We start from the raw sequence: 16,387 nt of genomic DNA on the forward strand, positions 1-16,387 counted from the left end.
TAATCTTGGCTGTAGACGCTTCCTTAATTCCATTATCTTTGCGCTGTATGTCAAAAACAGTAAGGCCTTATCAGGATTCAGAAGCTACCAAAAAAGAACAGGTAGCGAGCATGTTTAATAATATATCAGGTACATATGATTTTTTGAACCATTTTCTCTCAATGGGTATTGACAGGATTTGGAGAAAAAAAGCGATTAAAGAGTTGCTTAGCGATAAATCTTCGTACATTCTGGACGTTGCGACCGGCACCGGTGATTTTGCATTTGAGGCGATAAAAATTCTTAAGCCCCGAAAGGTAGTGGGGGTGGATATCTCTGCAGGCATGCTTGGAATTGCAGATCAGAAAATTATAAAGCGGAAAATGCAGGATGTTTTTGAGGTTCGTTTGGGTGACTCTGAAAAACTATTGTTTGATGATGACTCTTTTGATGCGGTAACTGTGGCCTTCGGTGTCCGTAATTTTGAGGACATTGAAAAGGGACTTAGTGATATGCTGCGGGTATTAAAGCCCGGAGGAAAGGCAGTGATTCTGGAGTTTTCTAAACCGAAGGTATTTCCGGTTAAACAGGGATATAATTTCTACTTCAAATACATAACTCCTACAATCGGGAGAATTTTTTCAAAAGATAGCAGTGCATACACCTATCTTCCTGAATCTGTGGCTTCATTCCCAGATGGAGCGAGTTTTGACAATTTGATGCAAAAAGTTGGATTCAAAAATACGAAATACCGTCCGCTGACGTTTGGAATTTGTTCCATTTACACCGGTATCAAATGAAGAAAACCCTCATTCTGTGTATTTTTTTTATTTTTTCAATAAATAGATTGTCCGCACAGGAGAGCTGGGGCGGGGGTGTTGATGGAGAACAACTGCATTTTGGTTTTACATTTCAGTACGTTGCCTCAGAGTTTAAAATCTTAAAGCTGGCGCAATGGAAGGGCCCTTTTATCGATCCGTTTAACGGACTTCCAATGATAAACAGTGAAATGAGAAGCCTTTCATCTCCTGTTACTCCCGGATTTGGATTAGGCTTTGTTTCTGATTACCGACTCGGAGATAATGCCAATCTGCGTTTTACACCGGGAATGGTATTTTCTGATAGAATTGTTAATTATGAATTTGCTGATCCGACTTTTAACGTACAGAAAAAGGTTCAGGCAACGTTGATGGATTTACCTTTGGGTATAAAACTAAAATCAGACAGAAGGCGGAATTTCAGGGCTTATATGATAGCCGGTGCAAAATATTCAGTCGATATTACTTCGAAAAAGAAAACAGATGATATAGCATTAAGTCCCGAAGCAAAATATCTTAAAAACAATAAAAATACCGTTTGGTATGAAGCAGGAGTTGGATTTGACCTCTACTTTGAATTTTTCAAAATGTCTCCGGAGATCAAGTTCGCTCAATCAATGAAAAGTGTACTCAGGGATGATGACAGACTTGAAAACCCCTATACATCACCTATAGATAAATTATTTATCCGAAATTTTCAGTTCAGCCTGTATTTTGAATAGCATTTCCTAAGAATTCCTTAATTTCGGGTTTTCAAATAATTATGTCAAAAATAGCTTTAATTACCGGTGCAACTGCCGGAATTGGCGAAGCATGCGCCCGCCTCTTTGCCCAACAAAATTACGACCTTATTATTACCGGTCGCCGGACTGAACGTTTAGATGCCCTGGCTCAGGATCTGGTTAATGAATATGGTATTCGGGTTAATACACTGACTATGGATGTTAGAAATAAAGAGGAGGTTGGAAAACTGGAGACTTTATCGGATGATTGGAAAAAAGTTGATGTATTGATTAACAATGCCGGTTTATCGCAGGGCATGGATCCAATCAATGCCGGAAGTACCACTGATTGGGAAGTGATGATCGATACCAATATCAAAGGCTTATTATACGTAACCAAAGTTGTTTCAAACTGGATGATCAAACATAAATCCGGACACATAATCAACCTTGGTTCAATTGCCGGAAAGGAAACCTATCTGAACGGAAATGTGTATTGTGCAACTAAACATGCAGTTGATTCCCTGAATAAAGCAATGCGGATTGATCTTCTGCCTCATAAGATTAAAGTAACAGGTGTACACCCGGGAGCTGTGGATACAGAATTTTCGCAAGTTCGTTTTCATGGAGATCGGGAACGTGCTAAAAAAGTTTACGAAGGATATGAGCCTCTGCATGCACAGGATATTGCCGAAACTATCTGGTTTGCAGTGTCCCGTCCCGTACATGTAAACATAAACGATATGATCGTGATGCCAACAGCACAGGCGAGCACTTCTCATCATTTAAAAGAATAGGGGAAAGGCATGCTGCTGGAATAAATGTAAAATTTACTCCCAACTAGTCAGGATTATGTAGTTTTGCATTAATCACTAACCAAATTAAAATCATTTCAGGAAATGCCTCTGCAACAAAATATTGATCAGGATATTAAATCCGCCATGTTGAGTAAGGATAGTACCCGTTTGCGTGGACTAAGGGCTATAAAAGCTGCTTTACTGGTTGCCAAAACAGAAAAGGGTGCCCAGGATGTACTTACAGAAGAAGCAGAACTTAAGGTTCTGCAAAAGCTGGCAAAGCAACGTAAAGAGTCTGCGGATATCTATCAGTCTCAAAATCGACCGGATCTGTATCAGATAGAACAGGAAGAGCTACAGGTCATTGAAGCCTATCTGCCAAAGCAGTTGGACAAAGATGCAATTACTGCTTTTATTAAAACAGTAATTTCTCAAACTGGTGCTTCAGGCATGAAAGATATGGGTAAAGTGATGGGAGTTGTAAGTAAGGATCTGGCTGGAAAGGCCGATGGCAAAACTGTTTCTGAGCTTGTAAAGGAGCTTCTTGGTTAATTATTGGATCATCCAGGAGTGAATTGATAATTAAGGCTTATTTTCTTTCTAATAAAATAAGTTTTTATATTGATTTAACTTTTAGACTTATACCTTAGCAGGTAAAAGAAAAATGTACTTAAAGATTCTATGGAGTTCGAGATAAAAGAAGAAAACGGTTTTAAATACATTGAAGAGGGAGAAGGAGAAGTGCTCTTATTGCTTCATGGCTTAATGGGTGCACTTAGTAACTGGACTGATGTTGTTCAAGAATTTAAAAAGGATTACAGGGTGATTATACCCTTGTTACCATTATATGATCTTCCATTGCTAACCACAGGGGTAAAAACGCTTGCCAAGTTTATTCATAAGTTTGTAAAATATAAAAAGCTGAAAAATATAACCGTTCTTGGTAATTCCCTTGGCGGTCATGTAGGCTTAATATATACACTCAATCATCAGGAAGAAGTAAAAGCTTTGGTTTTGACCGGCAGTTCTGGTTTGTATGAAAATGCTTTCGGAGGATCTTTCCCCAGACGTGAAAGTTATGATTTCATAAAGGAAAAGGTTGAATTTACGTTTTATGATCCTGCTACAGCGACAAAGGAACTAGTTGATGAGGTTTACCAGATAGTGAATGACAGGATAAAGGTGATTAAGATCCTTGCTATGGCCAAATCAGCCATCAGGCATAACATGTCAAAAGACATTTATAAGATCAAAGTTCCGGTTTGCCTTATCTGGGGAAAAGATGATAAAATAACTCCGCCGGAAGTAGCTGCGGAGTTTAATCAGTTATTGCCCGATTCTGAATTGAACTGGGTTGATCTATGTGGTCATGCTCCAATGATGGAACGGCCTGTTGAATTTAATGCACATTTAAAAAGGTTTTTAGATCGTATATACTAGCAGAGCTATATGTTTGCACACGAACTCATATCGGATAGTATCCCATCTTTAAGAACTTCTGATACTGTTCAGAAGGTGCATGAAAGGATGGCTGAGTTTCGTGTGAATCACCTTCCGATAGTTAATGACAAGCAATTTTTGGGACTCGTTTCGGATGAAGACCTGGTTGAGGTTCAGGATTCAAATGCTCCTGTGGGCAGTTTAAGCTTGGCTCTTCATAATCCTTTTGTATACGAAGAACAGCATATTTATGATGTAATTCGTTTATTCTATGAGCAGAAATTAAGTCTGGTACCTGTTCTCGATTCCAATAAAAACTACAAGGGACTTATTTCCATAAATACTATGATGGAATATGTTGCCACAATTACCTCAGTGAAAGAGCCCGGAGGGATCATTATTCTCGAGATTACGAACAGGAATAATTCACTTGCGCATATTTCACAGATTGTAGAATCAGATAATGCCCAAATTCTGAGCTCTTATGTTCAATCATTTCCTGATTCTACTAAACTTGAAATTACATTAAAACTCAATCGTACAGATTTATCCTCTATTATAGCTTCTTTTCTTAGATATGATTATCATGTCAAGGCTACCTTTAATGATACCAAATCAGACGATGGTACTTCAGACAGATATGATCAGCTAATGAACTATCTCGATATCTAAAAGCACAACATGAAGATTGCAATTTACGGCAGGCAATTCAATAATACTGTATTACCACATGTTCAGCAGGTTTTCGACAGCCTCGCAGAACATGCTGTTGAAGCCTTTGTCTATGATAAATATAATCACTTCATCTCAGGCAAAATATTTTTCCCCAGGAAGTTTCAAATCTTTAGAAATTCTCAGGATCTTATCGACGCGAAGGTAGATGTGATGATCAGCCTGGGAGGTGACGGCACATTGCTCGATACTGTTACCCTGATTCGTGATTCAAACATTCCGGTTATCGGGATAAACTTCGGACGTTTAGGGTTTTTGGCCAGTATCAACAAGAGTGATATTGCCAATGCGATGATTAGTCTGGTTAACAAGGACTTTACACTGGACAAGCGCGTTCAGCTTTGTATAGAATCAGAACTGAAACTGTTTGGAAATGAAAATTTTGCCTTGAATGATGTAACAATTCATAAACGGGATACCTCGGCCATGATGATTGTGCATGCCTATCTCAATGGAGATTTTTTGAATTCCTATTGGGCAGATGGTATTATCGTAGCTACACCAACCGGATCAACAGCCTATTCTCTGAGTTGTGGTGGTCCTATTATATTCCCAGGTTCCGGAAATATGGTTGTTACCCCAATTTCCCCTCATAATCTGAATGTTCGGCCAATAGTCTTATCAGATACTAATATTCTTTCTTTCGAAATCGAAGGCAGAAGTTCGAAATACCTTTTAACCTGCGATTCCCGAACAGAGGTAATCGATACATCCATAAAAGTTAAAGTGAAAAAGGCTGGTTTTGGGATCAATTTGATCAGACTAAATAATGAAAACTATTTATCTACGTTAAGGAATAAATTGCTCTGGGGAATAGATACCAGAAATTATTAAGAACAGCTTTTGCATTCATGCGTAGATTAGTACTTGTTATTACATTGCTTTCCGGAAGCTTCATTAGCTCAGCCCAAACCTGGGAATTTGGTGGATTTTTAGGCGGTGCAGGTTATATGGGCGATATTAATCCTGTTAAAGCATATAAACTAACAGATCCGGCCATTGGTGTTCAGATCAAACGAAATTTTGATGGTTACTGGTCCGCAAAGCTGAATTACATGTATGGCAAGGTTCGGGCAAGTGATGCTTCTTCTTCTAATACCTATCAGATTGAGCGGAATCTTGATTTTCATTCCCCGGTGTCTGAGTTATCCATGCAGATAGAATTCAATCTATTCAGATATATGGCTGGTGCGGATTTTGGTTATGCAACCAGAAAATTGAGTCCTTATCTATTTACTGGTGTAGCTTCCTTTTCTTATAATCCCCTGACTAATTATAATGGTGATGAGCTTGAACTCCGGCTTCTGCAGACTGAGAATGTTGCTTACAAGAAAAGTGCAATCAGTGTGCCTTATGGAGCAGGGGTGAAATATAACATTAGCGGAAAATGGACAATCATTGCCGAGCTCGGCTATCGTACAGCTTTTACAGATTATCTGGATGATATCAGTGGCAGATATATTGATTTTAATGTTGTTTCTCCTGCGAGTTCTTTAACACAAGCTTTGGCTGACCGCTCGATCGTTGTTCCACAAATTGGAACGCCGGGAACACAAAGGGGTGACTTCAGGCCAAGGGATACGTATATGTTTGCAGGTGTTGGACTTACTTATACCTTCATCCCGATTAAGTGTCCTACCTTTTAAGCTTTTTGGTCATTAAAAACAATTTATTACCAATGAAAATCTGTTTTATTTCTTGTAACAGATTAACGCAATTAAGTCATAACTTTGCATCGCGAAATTTTGGAACAATTTTTCGGGATTAAGCATATAGAATTTGTTCCGGTTTTGAATGTTAAACTTAGTAAATGAGCCTGATTGAACAGATAGATAAGGATAAATTGCCACAACATGTAGCAGTAATTATGGATGGAAATGGCCGTTGGGCAAAGGAAAAGGGAAAACTGCGGGTATTCGGTCATCAGAATGGAGTTGTTGCCGTTCGCGATACGGTAGAAGGTGCAGTTGAACTGGGTATCAAATATCTGACACTCTATGCATTTTCAACCGAGAACTGGAACAGACCAAAGCTTGAGGTAATGGCTTTGATGGAACTGCTTGTTTCAACTATAAGTAAAGAAACTAAAACTTTAATGGATAATGGGGTGCGTTTAAATGCTATTGGAAATTTATCTTCTCTGCCAGAAAAATGCCGAAAACAATTAATTGAGACAATAAAGAAGACCGCATTAAATACAAATTGCACACTCACTCTTGCGCTCAGCTACAGTTCAAGATGGGAAATTACCGATGCAGCCAAAAGAATAGCTGTAAAAGTCAGGGATGGTGAGTTAAAAGCCGAGGAAATTACCGAGGACATTTTTGGCTCTCATTTGAATACAGCTGGTATTCCTGATCCGGAGCTGATGATCCGGACCAGCGGGGAACACAGGATCAGCAATTATCTTTTATGGCAAATTGCTTATGCTGAATTGTACTTTACTTCAAAATTATGGCCTGATTTCAGACGGCAGGATCTCTTTGAAGCCGTATTAGATTATCAGAAACGCGAGAGACGATTCGGGATGACAAGTGAACAGTTGAACTAATTTTCACTTTTAACACTTTTTAACAAGCTATTAGCTTAATTTAGCACCTTTAATACACCAAATGAATCGCATTCTCATACTGTTTTTACTACTTATATCCGGTACTTCTGCAATGGCCCAGTTTGGGAGAACTGGAACTCCAACACCAGCGAGACCTGCTGCATCTAATGATGAACTTAGCTATCTGAATCCTAAAGATTTCGTTATCGGCGGAACAACTATTCTAGGAACAGAATTTTTGGATAAGGATGTTTTGATTACCATTTCTAAATTAACCAAGGGCGACAGGATAACCGTGCCGGGAGATGCTACTTCCAATGCAGTTAAAAATTTATGGGCTCAGGGATTATTTGATGACGTAAAATTAAATATTGCCGAAATCAGGTCTGATTCGATCTTTTTTGAGATCGAGGTTGTGGAACGCCCGCGTTTGACGAGAATCGAATTGATCGGGCTAAAAAAAGGCGAAGTAGCGGATGTCCGCGAAAAATTAAATGATAAAACAGGAAAAGTTGTCAATGAAAATTTATTAAAAACAACTACTGATATTATCAAGAAGCATTTTACTGAAAAGGGTTATCTCTTCGCGGATGTTTTGATTGCCGAAAGAAAGGATACTTCGGAAGCGAATAATAAGATTCTGGATATTACAGTTGAAAAGAACGACCGGGTTAAAATAAGTGAAATCGTCTTTACCGGGAATAAAGACTTTAAAAACAAAAGTTTAAAGAAATATCTCAAAAAGACCAAAGAAAAAGCTATTTACAAGGTATTCGGGTCGGGTAAATTTCTGCAGAATAAGTATGATGAGGATAAGCTGAACCTTATATCTAAGATGCATGAAAAGGGCTATCGCGATGCTGAAATAGTCAAAGACACCACTTACCGGACCGGTAAAAGTACCATTGGTGTCAAAATTGACCTGCATGAGGGACCTAAGTATTATTTCGGGAATATAACATGGGCAGGAAATGCGAAGTATTCTACCAAAGTTCTGGAGACAATTCTGGCAATCAATAAAGGAGAGGTGTTCAGTGAGAAAAAGCTTCAAAGAAAACTTACCAGTAGTCCGGGAGGAGACGATGTATCCTCACTTTATATGAACGATGGTTATCTTACTTTCAACGTGGATCCGGTTCAAACCAAGGTTTACGGTGATACCATCGACCTGGAAATGAGAATGTACGAAGGTCCGCAATACACCATTAACAATATTAAGGTCAAGGGTAATGAGCTAACCAATGATAAAGTAATTTTAAGAGAGATCCGGACCAAACCAGGCCAGAAATTTTCCAAAGAGCTTATTGTAAGAAGTACACGCGAAATTGCACAATTAGGAAATTTTGACGATACTAAAACTGACCCTAAACCTATCAATATCAATCCTAATGATGGTACGGTTGACATCGAATATAATGTAGTCGAAAAACCTTCTGATCAGATTGAATTGTCCGGAGGTTTCGGTGGGGGACGTGTGGTCGGTACTTTAGGCTTAACTTTTAATAATTTCTCTGCGCGCAACCTCTTCAATAAAAGTGCATGGAAGCCATTACCTAAAGGAGATGGTCAAAAGTTGAGCATCAGGGGACAAACCAATGGTAAATTCTATCAGTCGTATAGTTTTTCGTTCTCTGAACCATGGTTGGGTGGAAAGAAGCCTATTTATTTTGGTATAAGCGCCTTTACTTCCCTACAATCCAACGGACTTAGAAACGGGGATGCGAATCAACAGAAGATTCGCATGAATGGTATGACCTATAGTTTGGGTAAGCGTTTAAAATGGCCGGATGATTATTTTCAGGCGAATACCTCAATTAATCTACAGCAATACATCCTTAACAATTATAATGCATTCATTTTTTCGACAGGTACTTCCTATAACTTTAACTTAACTCAGGAGATTAGCAGAAGCTCAGTCGATGCACCTATCTTCCCTACTTCAGGTTCAAATTTAAAATTAACTGTTCAGGCAACCCCTCCTTATTCATTATTGAATAATAAGAATTATGCAATCGCAACAGATAAGGAAAAATACAGATTCACTGAGTATCATAAATGGAAATTTGAGTCTCAATGGTTTCAGCGTATCTATGGTAAGTTGATACTTAAGGCTCAGGCTCAATTCGGTTTCCTTGGTATTTACAATCAGGCGGTCGGGCAGTCGGCTTTCGAGCGATTTAAACTTGGTGGGGATGGTATGCAGGGATTTGATTTCCTTCAGGGATCTGAGATCATTGCAATGCGTGGTTATGCAAACAATGCCATTATTCCTGCCGGATCTAACCCAACGATTGCACAAGGATCAGGAAGTCCCTTGTTTAATAAATATGTTCTGGAATTAAGGCATCCGATTACCGCCAGTCAGACTGCAACCATTTTCGTACTGGCTTTTGCTGAAGGCGGAAATACCTGGAATTCGTTCCGTGATTTCGCACCATTTAACATCAGACGTACGGCAGGAGTTGGAGCAAGAGTATTTTTACCTATTTTTGGGCTTCTTGGGATTGATTATGGCATCGCCTTCGATAAGATACCTGGTTTGCCGGATAGTGGAAGAAATCCATTTACATTCAGTATTTCACAGGCCTTAAATGGGGGATTTAATTAAGGAATATGAAAAGAATTCTTATTATAGCGTTATTATTGGTCTTTACGGGCTTAGAGGCATCTGCACAGCGTTTTGCTTATGTGGATAGCGATTATATTCTGAAGCATATCCCTGAATATAATTCCTCTCAAAAGCAATTAGATGCACTTTCTGCACAATGGCAGAAGGAGGTGGATGCAAAGTTTATCGCGATTGAAGGACTTTTTAAAGCTTATCAGGCCGATCAGGTTTTACTCACCGAAGTGATGAGAAAGACAAGGGAAAATGAAATAATTGAAAAGGAAAAGGAAGCAAAGGAATTTCAAAGACTTAAATTTGGCTTTGAAGGTGAACTTTTTCAGGTCAGGACTAAATTGATAAAACCTATCCAGGATCGTGTTTCTAAAGCAGTTCAGGCTGTTGCAGACGCTCAACAACTGGATATGATATTTGATAAAAACAGCGAGATTACACTATTGTATGCAAGTCCGCGTTTAGACAAAAGTAATGATGTAATTACCAGGTTAGGTTATAAACCCGGAACAATAAATAAATAAGATCTCTCACAAATTATAAACAAAAAACAGAATACAAGAAAAAATGAAAAATTTATTAAAAATAGGAGTTGTTGCACTTGGAATGTTTCTTGCAGTAGGTACTGCAAATGCTCAGCAAAAATTTGGTCACATCAATTCTGCTGATCTATTGCAATCAATGCCTGAAATGAAAACAGCTGATGCAACTTTCCAGACCTTTGCAAAGGCAAAACAAACATCTCTTGAATTGATGGGCGCAGAACGTCAGAAATTAGTTACTTCTTACGAAGAAAAATATAAAACACTTAGCGAGGCTAACAGAGCTACTTTAGAGAAAGAATTAACCACACTTGGAGCAAGTATCCAGGATCTTGAGAAACGTATTACAGATGCTCAGGAAAAGGCTCAGGAAGAGCTAACTGCCAAGCGTACCGAAATCTATCAGCCTGTATTTAAAAAGGCAGAAGATGCAGTTAAAGCAGTAGCTAAAGAAAAAGGCTTTGCTTATGTTTTCGATGTTTCTCAACCGGGTGTAGTTTATTTTGATGGAGGAACTGATCTGATCAATGATGTGAAAACTAAATTAGGTATCACAACTGCAGCTAAATAAGGATTTAATTTAAAATGAAATCTAATGCGAAGCTAAATGCTTCGCATTTTTTTTGTTCAAACAATTCAACACAACTGCTCGAAATATTATTCTATTTTTGAAATATGAGTTCAGCACTTCCCATTGGAATTTTCGATTCCGGAATCGGAGGCCTTACGGTTGCAAATGCTATCCGAAAAATTTTACCAAATGAACAGATCATCTATTTTGGTGATACCGCTCATATGCCATACGGTGATAAATCACCCGAAGCAATTAAATTCTACAGCCTGAAGATTGCTAAGTTCCTGCTGGATAAAAATTGTAAACTCATTCTTATTGCCTGCAATACAGCATCAGCTCATGCCTATCATGAACTTGTGCATTTTCTTGGCGACAGAGTGCCTATCATCAATGTGATTGATCCGGTGGTAAATGCGATGCTTAGTAAGGGGAAGTATAAAAAAATAGGGGTAATTGCTACGAAATCAACTATACGCTCTGATATTTATGCTAAAAAATTTAAGATAATAGATCCCAATATTGAGGTTTCTTCACTGGCAACTCCTTTGCTGGCACCTATGATCGAGGAGGGTTTTTTTAATAATAATATCAGTAAAACAGTGATCAATTCATACCTGACCTCTCCAAAACTCAAGAAAATTGATAGCCTGATACTTGCCTGTACACATTACCCCTTGATAAAGCCCGAAATATCTTCATTTTACGGCGGTAAGGTTGATATTATCAATACTGCAGAAATAGTTGCCGAAGACCTTAAAGAACGTCTGACAAAGCTTGATTTACTAAATGATGGTCCTGCAAAACGCCATCAGTTTTTTGTTTCAGATTATACCCCTTCTTTCGCAAAAAGTACCCGTTTATTTTTTGGAGAGAAGATTCATCTTTCTTATAAACCTATCTGGGATTAAATTAAATTCTTTATAATAGATAGATTTAGTCTGCATTTATAAGCATAATACTTAAGTTTGCGTACATAAGCCCGGTAAATTGACTTTCTATCTGACATATGTACTAGTTGCTACGGCATTATTTGCATTTACAGCCCTGTTTACTCTGTTTGCTTTATATTCTGAACGAAAAATTTCTGCATTCATTCAGGATCGCATCGGGCCAATGGAGGTTGGCAAATATGGGACCCTCCAGGCATTTGCCGACATCATAAAGATGCTTCAAAAGGAATTTATTATTCCGACAGCCGCTGATAAAATTCTATTTATACTCGCTCCTATAGTTATTTTCGTTTCAGTTTACCTTGGTTTTGGAGCATTGCCCTGGGCACCGGGAATTATTCCTTCCTCACTTAATTTGGGCCTTTTTTACATTTTTGCGATACTTTCAATAGAAACTCTTGGAATATTAATGGCAGGCTGGGGTTCAAATAATAAATATGCCCTTTTAGGTTCCATGCGCTCTGTGGCTCAGATGATTTCTTATGAGATTCCTGCTGGTGTCGCATTGATTTCTGCTGTTATGATCGCACAAAGTCTGAATCTCCAGGAAATCAGTGTCAAGCAGGGGATTCTAACTACAGAGCATGTTTATTTTCTTGGAATCTGGGAAGTGAAGTCTATTGGCGGTTTCCTTGCCTGGAATATTTTTCAGGCACCACATCTGATCCTTGCTTATATTATTTATTTTATTGCTTCACTGGCTGAATGCAATCGTGCTCCATTTGATATTCCGGAGGCCGAATCAGAGCTTGTTGGAGGTTTCCATGTTGAATATTCAGGATTGAGGTTTGCTTTCATTTTTCTTGCCGAATATTCGATGATGTTTCTTGTCGGCATGATCGGTGTAGTCTTGTTTCTTGGCGGATGGAATACTCCTCTGCCTAATATTGGTACTGCTAAATTGGCAATATGGACCAGCGGGATAGGATGGGGGATCTTCTGGATTCTGATCAAGACCCTGGCAGTTGTTGCAGTACAGATCTGGATAAGGTGGACCCTTCCAAGACTAAGGGTTGATCAGCTTATGAGCTTTTGCTGGAAGGTTTTAACTCCTTTGGCATTTTTATGTATGCTAATCTCAGGCTTGTGGAGGCTGGGTGTGATGCAATAATATGATTTTTAGAAGAAAATGCAGATATATCCTGTCATAAGATGATTAAAAAGGTATTACATGCTTTCAAAACTGTATTTAAAGGTTTAGGCCTGACCATGGGTCATTTCTTTGCAGCAAGAGAGAGTAGGAAAGTACTTTCTATTACGGATAAGGATTATTTTGCTCAAACCAGTGGCATGACAACCATCCAATACCCTCATCAGAAACTACCTGTACCCGAGTTGGGAAGGTACCAGCTGGATGTGGAAATGGATGATTGTATTGTTTGTGATCTATGTGCCAAGATCTGTCCGGTTGATTGTATTGAGATTGAAAGTATAAAAGCAACTGAGGCTATTGGAAAAACTTCAGATGGTACAACTAAGCGTCTCTATGCCGCAAAGTTTGATATCGATATGGCAAAATGCATGTATTGTGGTTTGTGTACCGTAGTTTGCCCTACTGAGTGCATTGTCATGACAGATACTTACGACAGAAGTATGCCTGATTTGAAAGAAATGATCTATAAATTTTCGGACATGAAGCCGGAAGAAGCTGAAGAAAAGCGGGCAGCCCTGGAAAAGCTTAACGCAGAACGATTGGCTGCAAAAGAAGCTGCAATGCAACAGAAAACTCAAAATTGATTATGGGACAGGAACAGATTATATTTTACTTCTTTGCTGCTTCGGTACTCATTTCTGCGCTATGTGTGGTAGTTATGAAGAATCTGGTCAGAAGTATTTTTCTGTTTTTTGTAACTCTATTTTCACTTGCGGCTCTTTATTTATTTGCACTGGCTGATTTTATTGCATTGGCTCAGGTAGTTATTTATGCCGGGGGAGTACTGGTACTTATGCTTTTTGCCTTCATGTTATCCAACAGGGAATTGCTCAATAGTCTCAAACCAACAGCTTCAGGCTTTAAGATTAATCATTTTGCCGGAATTTTAATCAGTCTTTTATTCCTTTTTATATTGTTTACTGTTATAATTAAAATTGATTTCAATCAATTAGACTGGATGCAGGAAAGGGTGCCAATCAATGCAAGTGATAACACAACGCATCAGATAGGTATCCATACAATGACAACTTATCTGCTTCCTTTTGAAATACTTTCGGTATTTCTGATGATGGCATTGATTGGTGCAGCACATCTGGCCAGAAGGGGGAATAAGGCATGATTCCAATTTCTCACTTTATGCTAATTAGTGCAGGCCTTTTTTGTATCGGACTTTACGCAGTATTAACCAGGAGAAATGCAATTCAGGTTCTGATTGGTATCGAGTTTATGATCAATGCTGCAGTTTTGAATTTTGTCGCTTTTGGGAGGTATGATAAAATATCAGGTGGAGGTCAGATGTTTGCTTTATTTGCAATTGTTCTTGCAGCAGCAGGAGTTGCAGTTGCCCTTGCGATCATTTTAAATGTGTATAAATATTTCAAGTCGATAAACCCGACTAAAACCGATACATTGAGGGATTAATGGAAGGACTAAACTTTACAGAAAATAGAAGTTTGATTGCACTTTTGGCTGCGATATTGCCCTTGTTTTCTTTTGTTTTTATTCTTGCTTCGAAAAAGGGTGGGGGTGCCAACTTCGCATTGTCAACTATTTCACTGTCTTTCCTTTTGTCAATTTATCTGTTCTCACAGGTCTGGAATGCAGAGCCTGAGCATAAGCAATTGTCCTGGTTTCTGATTGGTAAAGTTCAGTTTTATGCAGGGATACTTTTGAATAATCTTAGCGTTTTGATGATGGTTCTGGTCTCCGGAATCTCAGTTTTGGTTCATATTTATTCACGTGAGTATATGAAGAGCGATCTCAATATTCACAGGTATTGGGCCTATTTGGGATTGTTTTGCTTCTCCATGCTTGGCCTGGTGATTTCAGACAGTTTATTATTGATCTATCTTTTCTGGGAACTGGTTGGTTTTTCATCCTATCTCCTGATTGGTTTCTGGTTTAGCAAACATGCAGCATCACAGGCTGCTAAGAAGGCATTTGTCATAAACAGAATTGGTGATTTGGGTTTTCTGACTGGAATAATGATCATTTACACCCAGTTTCAGACACTTGATTTGGCCAGACTTTTTGGAGATGGGGGTCTGATAAGTACTTCTTCAGTTGAAAATGGTTTATGGATAAGCGGATCTCAACAAATGCCGGTAATCTGGCTAAGTATAGCGGGATTCGCTTTTTTCCTGGGGGCGATGGCTAAATCTGCACAATTCCCATTACATACCTGGCTTCCCGATGCGATGGAGGGGCCTACTTCAGTTTCGTCGCTGATACATGCCGCTACAATGGTTGCTGCCGGAGTTTTCCTGATCGCCAGGATCTATCCTGTTTTTGATCCGCTGGTATTGGATGTAATGGTTTGGATTGGTGCCTTTACGGCCTTTATGGCTGCAACAATTGCTTTAACCCAAAATGATATTAAACGGATATTGGCCTATTCCACAATTTCGCAATTAGGCTTTATGGTTATGGCTCTCGGAATCGGGGCTTATTCTGAAAGCATTTTTCATTTAACTACACATGCGTTCTTTAAATGTTTATTGTTTCTTGCCGCAGGGTCTGTGATTCATCAGATCCACCATTATTGTGAAAAAAATAGTCATGATTTCGATTATCAGGATATCCGCCTGATGGGCGGTTTGAGGAAAAGAATGCCATTTGCATTTTTGGGGATGTGTCTTGCTTCAGCGGCTCTGGTTGGATTACCCTTGACTTCAGGTTTTCTGTCAAAAGATTCTATATTAATCAGAGCTTTTGAATGGGCGGCTACACGTGAAGGGGTAGTTGTGATCCTTCCCTGGCTAATGGTATTAACATCCTGGTTAACTGCTTTTTACATTTTCAGATTGGTTTTTAAAGTCTTTTTTGGAGAATCCAGAGAGATTAAAGAGGATAAACTTGGCCACCTAAATGATTCGCCGGTTCAGATGACGTATGTTTTACTCATACTTTCATTTTTTTGCACTTTTATTGTCTTTGCTTTTAATCCTGCCTCTTTCGAGTCGTCCTGGCTTTGGAAAGGCTTCCAGGTATCAGTGATTGAAGAGATCAGTATTTTTCACTGGATGGTTCCTTTGATATTGAATTTTGGATCTTTCGTATTGATCTTTATCACCTACAAAATCTATGTTCTTGATAAAGGACTCCAATCAATCGAAGGAACCTGGTTTTATCGCATTTCAAACCGGGAATGGTATTTTAATGAGATTTATAATTTTATGTTCATCAGATCTGTTGAAAGGATTTCCCTGCTCACTTATAGATTTGACCGTACTGTAATTGATGGTTTGGTTATCAGTATGGCAACATTAACAACAACAATATCTTTTATTATCGACTGGTTTGACAGAAAAATCATTGACGGTTTGGTCAATGCTACCGGCTCATTTTCAAAATACATTGGTCGGTTTTTCAGAAATTTTCAATCGGGCAGATTACAGCATTATCTTACGACAATGTTGCTTGCTGTGCTCTCATTTTTTATTTTAAGCTATCTGATATGAGATTAATTCAATTATTCATCTCCGCAAAAGGGCTAAGGGGAGGGTCAA

General features: G+C 38.7%; 18 protein-coding genes. All 18 read left to right on the forward strand.

Annotation, left to right across the window (positions count from 1 at the left end; translation table 11 throughout):
* The first annotated feature begins 47 nt into the window (after positions 1-47).
* The 18 genes from ubiE to nuoL all read left to right on the forward strand — a co-directional run bounded on the left by ubiE (position 48) and on the right by nuoL (position 16,339).
* Positions 48-779 (forward strand): bifunctional demethylmenaquinone methyltransferase/2-methoxy-6-polyprenyl-1,4-benzoquinol methylase UbiE, encoded by a 732-nt coding sequence (gene ubiE / locus Q8M41_RS02145; RefSeq protein WP_305363595.1) that lies wholly within the window; start codon positions 48-50, stop codon positions 777-779.
* Positions 776-1,519, forward strand: coding sequence for an outer membrane beta-barrel protein (locus Q8M41_RS02150; protein ID WP_305363596.1), 744 nt, complete (start codon positions 776-778; stop codon positions 1,517-1,519). The genes ubiE and Q8M41_RS02150 overlap by 4 nt, the downstream gene beginning before the upstream one ends.
* Positions 1,520-1,560: 41 nt before the next feature.
* Positions 1,561-2,316 carry an SDR family NAD(P)-dependent oxidoreductase gene (locus Q8M41_RS02155; protein ID WP_305363597.1) on the forward strand — a complete coding sequence of 252 codons (756 nt, stop codon included), beginning with the start codon at positions 1,561-1,563 and terminating at the stop codon, positions 2,314-2,316.
* Positions 2,317-2,418: 102 nt separating this feature from the next.
* Positions 2,419-2,868 carry a GatB/YqeY domain-containing protein gene (locus tag Q8M41_RS02160; protein ID WP_305363598.1) on the forward strand — a complete coding sequence of 150 codons (450 nt, stop codon included), beginning with the start codon at positions 2,419-2,421 and terminating at the stop codon, positions 2,866-2,868.
* A gap of 129 nt (positions 2,869-2,997) precedes the next feature.
* Positions 2,998-3,756: an alpha/beta fold hydrolase gene (locus Q8M41_RS02165; RefSeq protein ID WP_305363599.1), complete on the forward strand. Its 759-nt coding sequence runs from the start codon at positions 2,998-3,000 to the stop codon at positions 3,754-3,756.
* A 9-nt stretch (positions 3,757-3,765) separates the two neighbouring features.
* Complete coding sequence (locus Q8M41_RS02170) at positions 3,766-4,428, forward strand: CBS domain-containing protein (RefSeq protein WP_305363600.1); 663 nt, start codon at positions 3,766-3,768, stop codon at positions 4,426-4,428.
* 9 nt (positions 4,429-4,437) lie between these two features.
* Positions 4,438-5,322 (forward strand): NAD kinase, encoded by an 885-nt coding sequence (locus Q8M41_RS02175; protein ID WP_305363601.1) that lies wholly within the window; start codon positions 4,438-4,440, stop codon positions 5,320-5,322.
* Between the two features lie 17 nt (positions 5,323-5,339).
* Positions 5,340-6,134 (forward strand): DUF6089 family protein, encoded by a 795-nt coding sequence (locus tag Q8M41_RS02180; RefSeq protein ID WP_305363602.1) that lies wholly within the window; start codon positions 5,340-5,342, stop codon positions 6,132-6,134.
* A 164-nt stretch (positions 6,135-6,298) separates the two neighbouring features.
* Positions 6,299-7,039 carry an isoprenyl transferase gene (locus Q8M41_RS02185; RefSeq protein WP_305363603.1) on the forward strand — a complete coding sequence of 247 codons (741 nt, stop codon included), beginning with the start codon at positions 6,299-6,301 and terminating at the stop codon, positions 7,037-7,039.
* 61 nt (positions 7,040-7,100) lie between these two features.
* Positions 7,101-9,647: an outer membrane protein assembly factor gene (locus Q8M41_RS02190; RefSeq protein WP_370870424.1), complete on the forward strand. Its 2,547-nt coding sequence runs from the start codon at positions 7,101-7,103 to the stop codon at positions 9,645-9,647.
* 5 nt (positions 9,648-9,652) lie between these two features.
* Positions 9,653-10,183: an OmpH family outer membrane protein gene (locus tag Q8M41_RS02195; RefSeq protein WP_305363604.1), complete on the forward strand. Its 531-nt coding sequence runs from the start codon at positions 9,653-9,655 to the stop codon at positions 10,181-10,183.
* 43 nt (positions 10,184-10,226) lie between these two features.
* Positions 10,227-10,772 carry an OmpH family outer membrane protein gene (locus Q8M41_RS02200; protein ID WP_305363605.1) on the forward strand — a complete coding sequence of 182 codons (546 nt, stop codon included), beginning with the start codon at positions 10,227-10,229 and terminating at the stop codon, positions 10,770-10,772.
* A 104-nt stretch (positions 10,773-10,876) separates the two neighbouring features.
* Entirely contained in the window at positions 10,877-11,683 is an 807-nt protein-coding gene (gene murI / locus Q8M41_RS02205; RefSeq protein WP_305363606.1) for a glutamate racemase, read from the forward strand.
* 79 nt (positions 11,684-11,762) lie between these two features.
* On the forward strand, positions 11,763-12,836 hold the full coding sequence (nuoH, locus tag Q8M41_RS02210) for an NADH-quinone oxidoreductase subunit NuoH (RefSeq protein ID WP_305363607.1): 1,074 nt from the start codon (positions 11,763-11,765) through the stop codon (positions 12,834-12,836).
* 41 nt (positions 12,837-12,877) lie between these two features.
* Positions 12,878-13,462 (forward strand): NADH-quinone oxidoreductase subunit I, encoded by a 585-nt coding sequence (locus Q8M41_RS02215; RefSeq protein ID WP_305363608.1) that lies wholly within the window; start codon positions 12,878-12,880, stop codon positions 13,460-13,462.
* Positions 13,463-13,464: 2 nt separating this feature from the next.
* The gene (locus tag Q8M41_RS02220; protein WP_305363609.1) at positions 13,465-13,998 is read left to right on the forward strand and encodes an NADH-quinone oxidoreductase subunit J; all 534 of its coding nucleotides are present in this window, start codon (positions 13,465-13,467) and stop codon (positions 13,996-13,998) included.
* Complete coding sequence (nuoK, locus tag Q8M41_RS02225; RefSeq protein ID WP_305363610.1) at positions 13,995-14,300, forward strand: NADH-quinone oxidoreductase subunit NuoK; 306 nt, start codon at positions 13,995-13,997, stop codon at positions 14,298-14,300. The genes Q8M41_RS02220 and nuoK overlap by 4 nt, the downstream gene beginning before the upstream one ends.
* Entirely contained in the window at positions 14,300-16,339 is a 2,040-nt protein-coding gene (gene nuoL / locus Q8M41_RS02230) for an NADH-quinone oxidoreductase subunit L (protein ID WP_305363611.1), read from the forward strand. Before nuoK ends, nuoL begins: the two co-directional genes overlap by 1 nt.
* Positions 16,340-16,387: the final 48 nt, after the last annotated feature.

Origin of the sequence: Daejeonella sp., assembly GCF_030684675.1 — a bacterium.
In the GTDB taxonomy this organism is placed as follows: Bacteria; Bacteroidota; Bacteroidia; order Sphingobacteriales; family Sphingobacteriaceae; genus Daejeonella.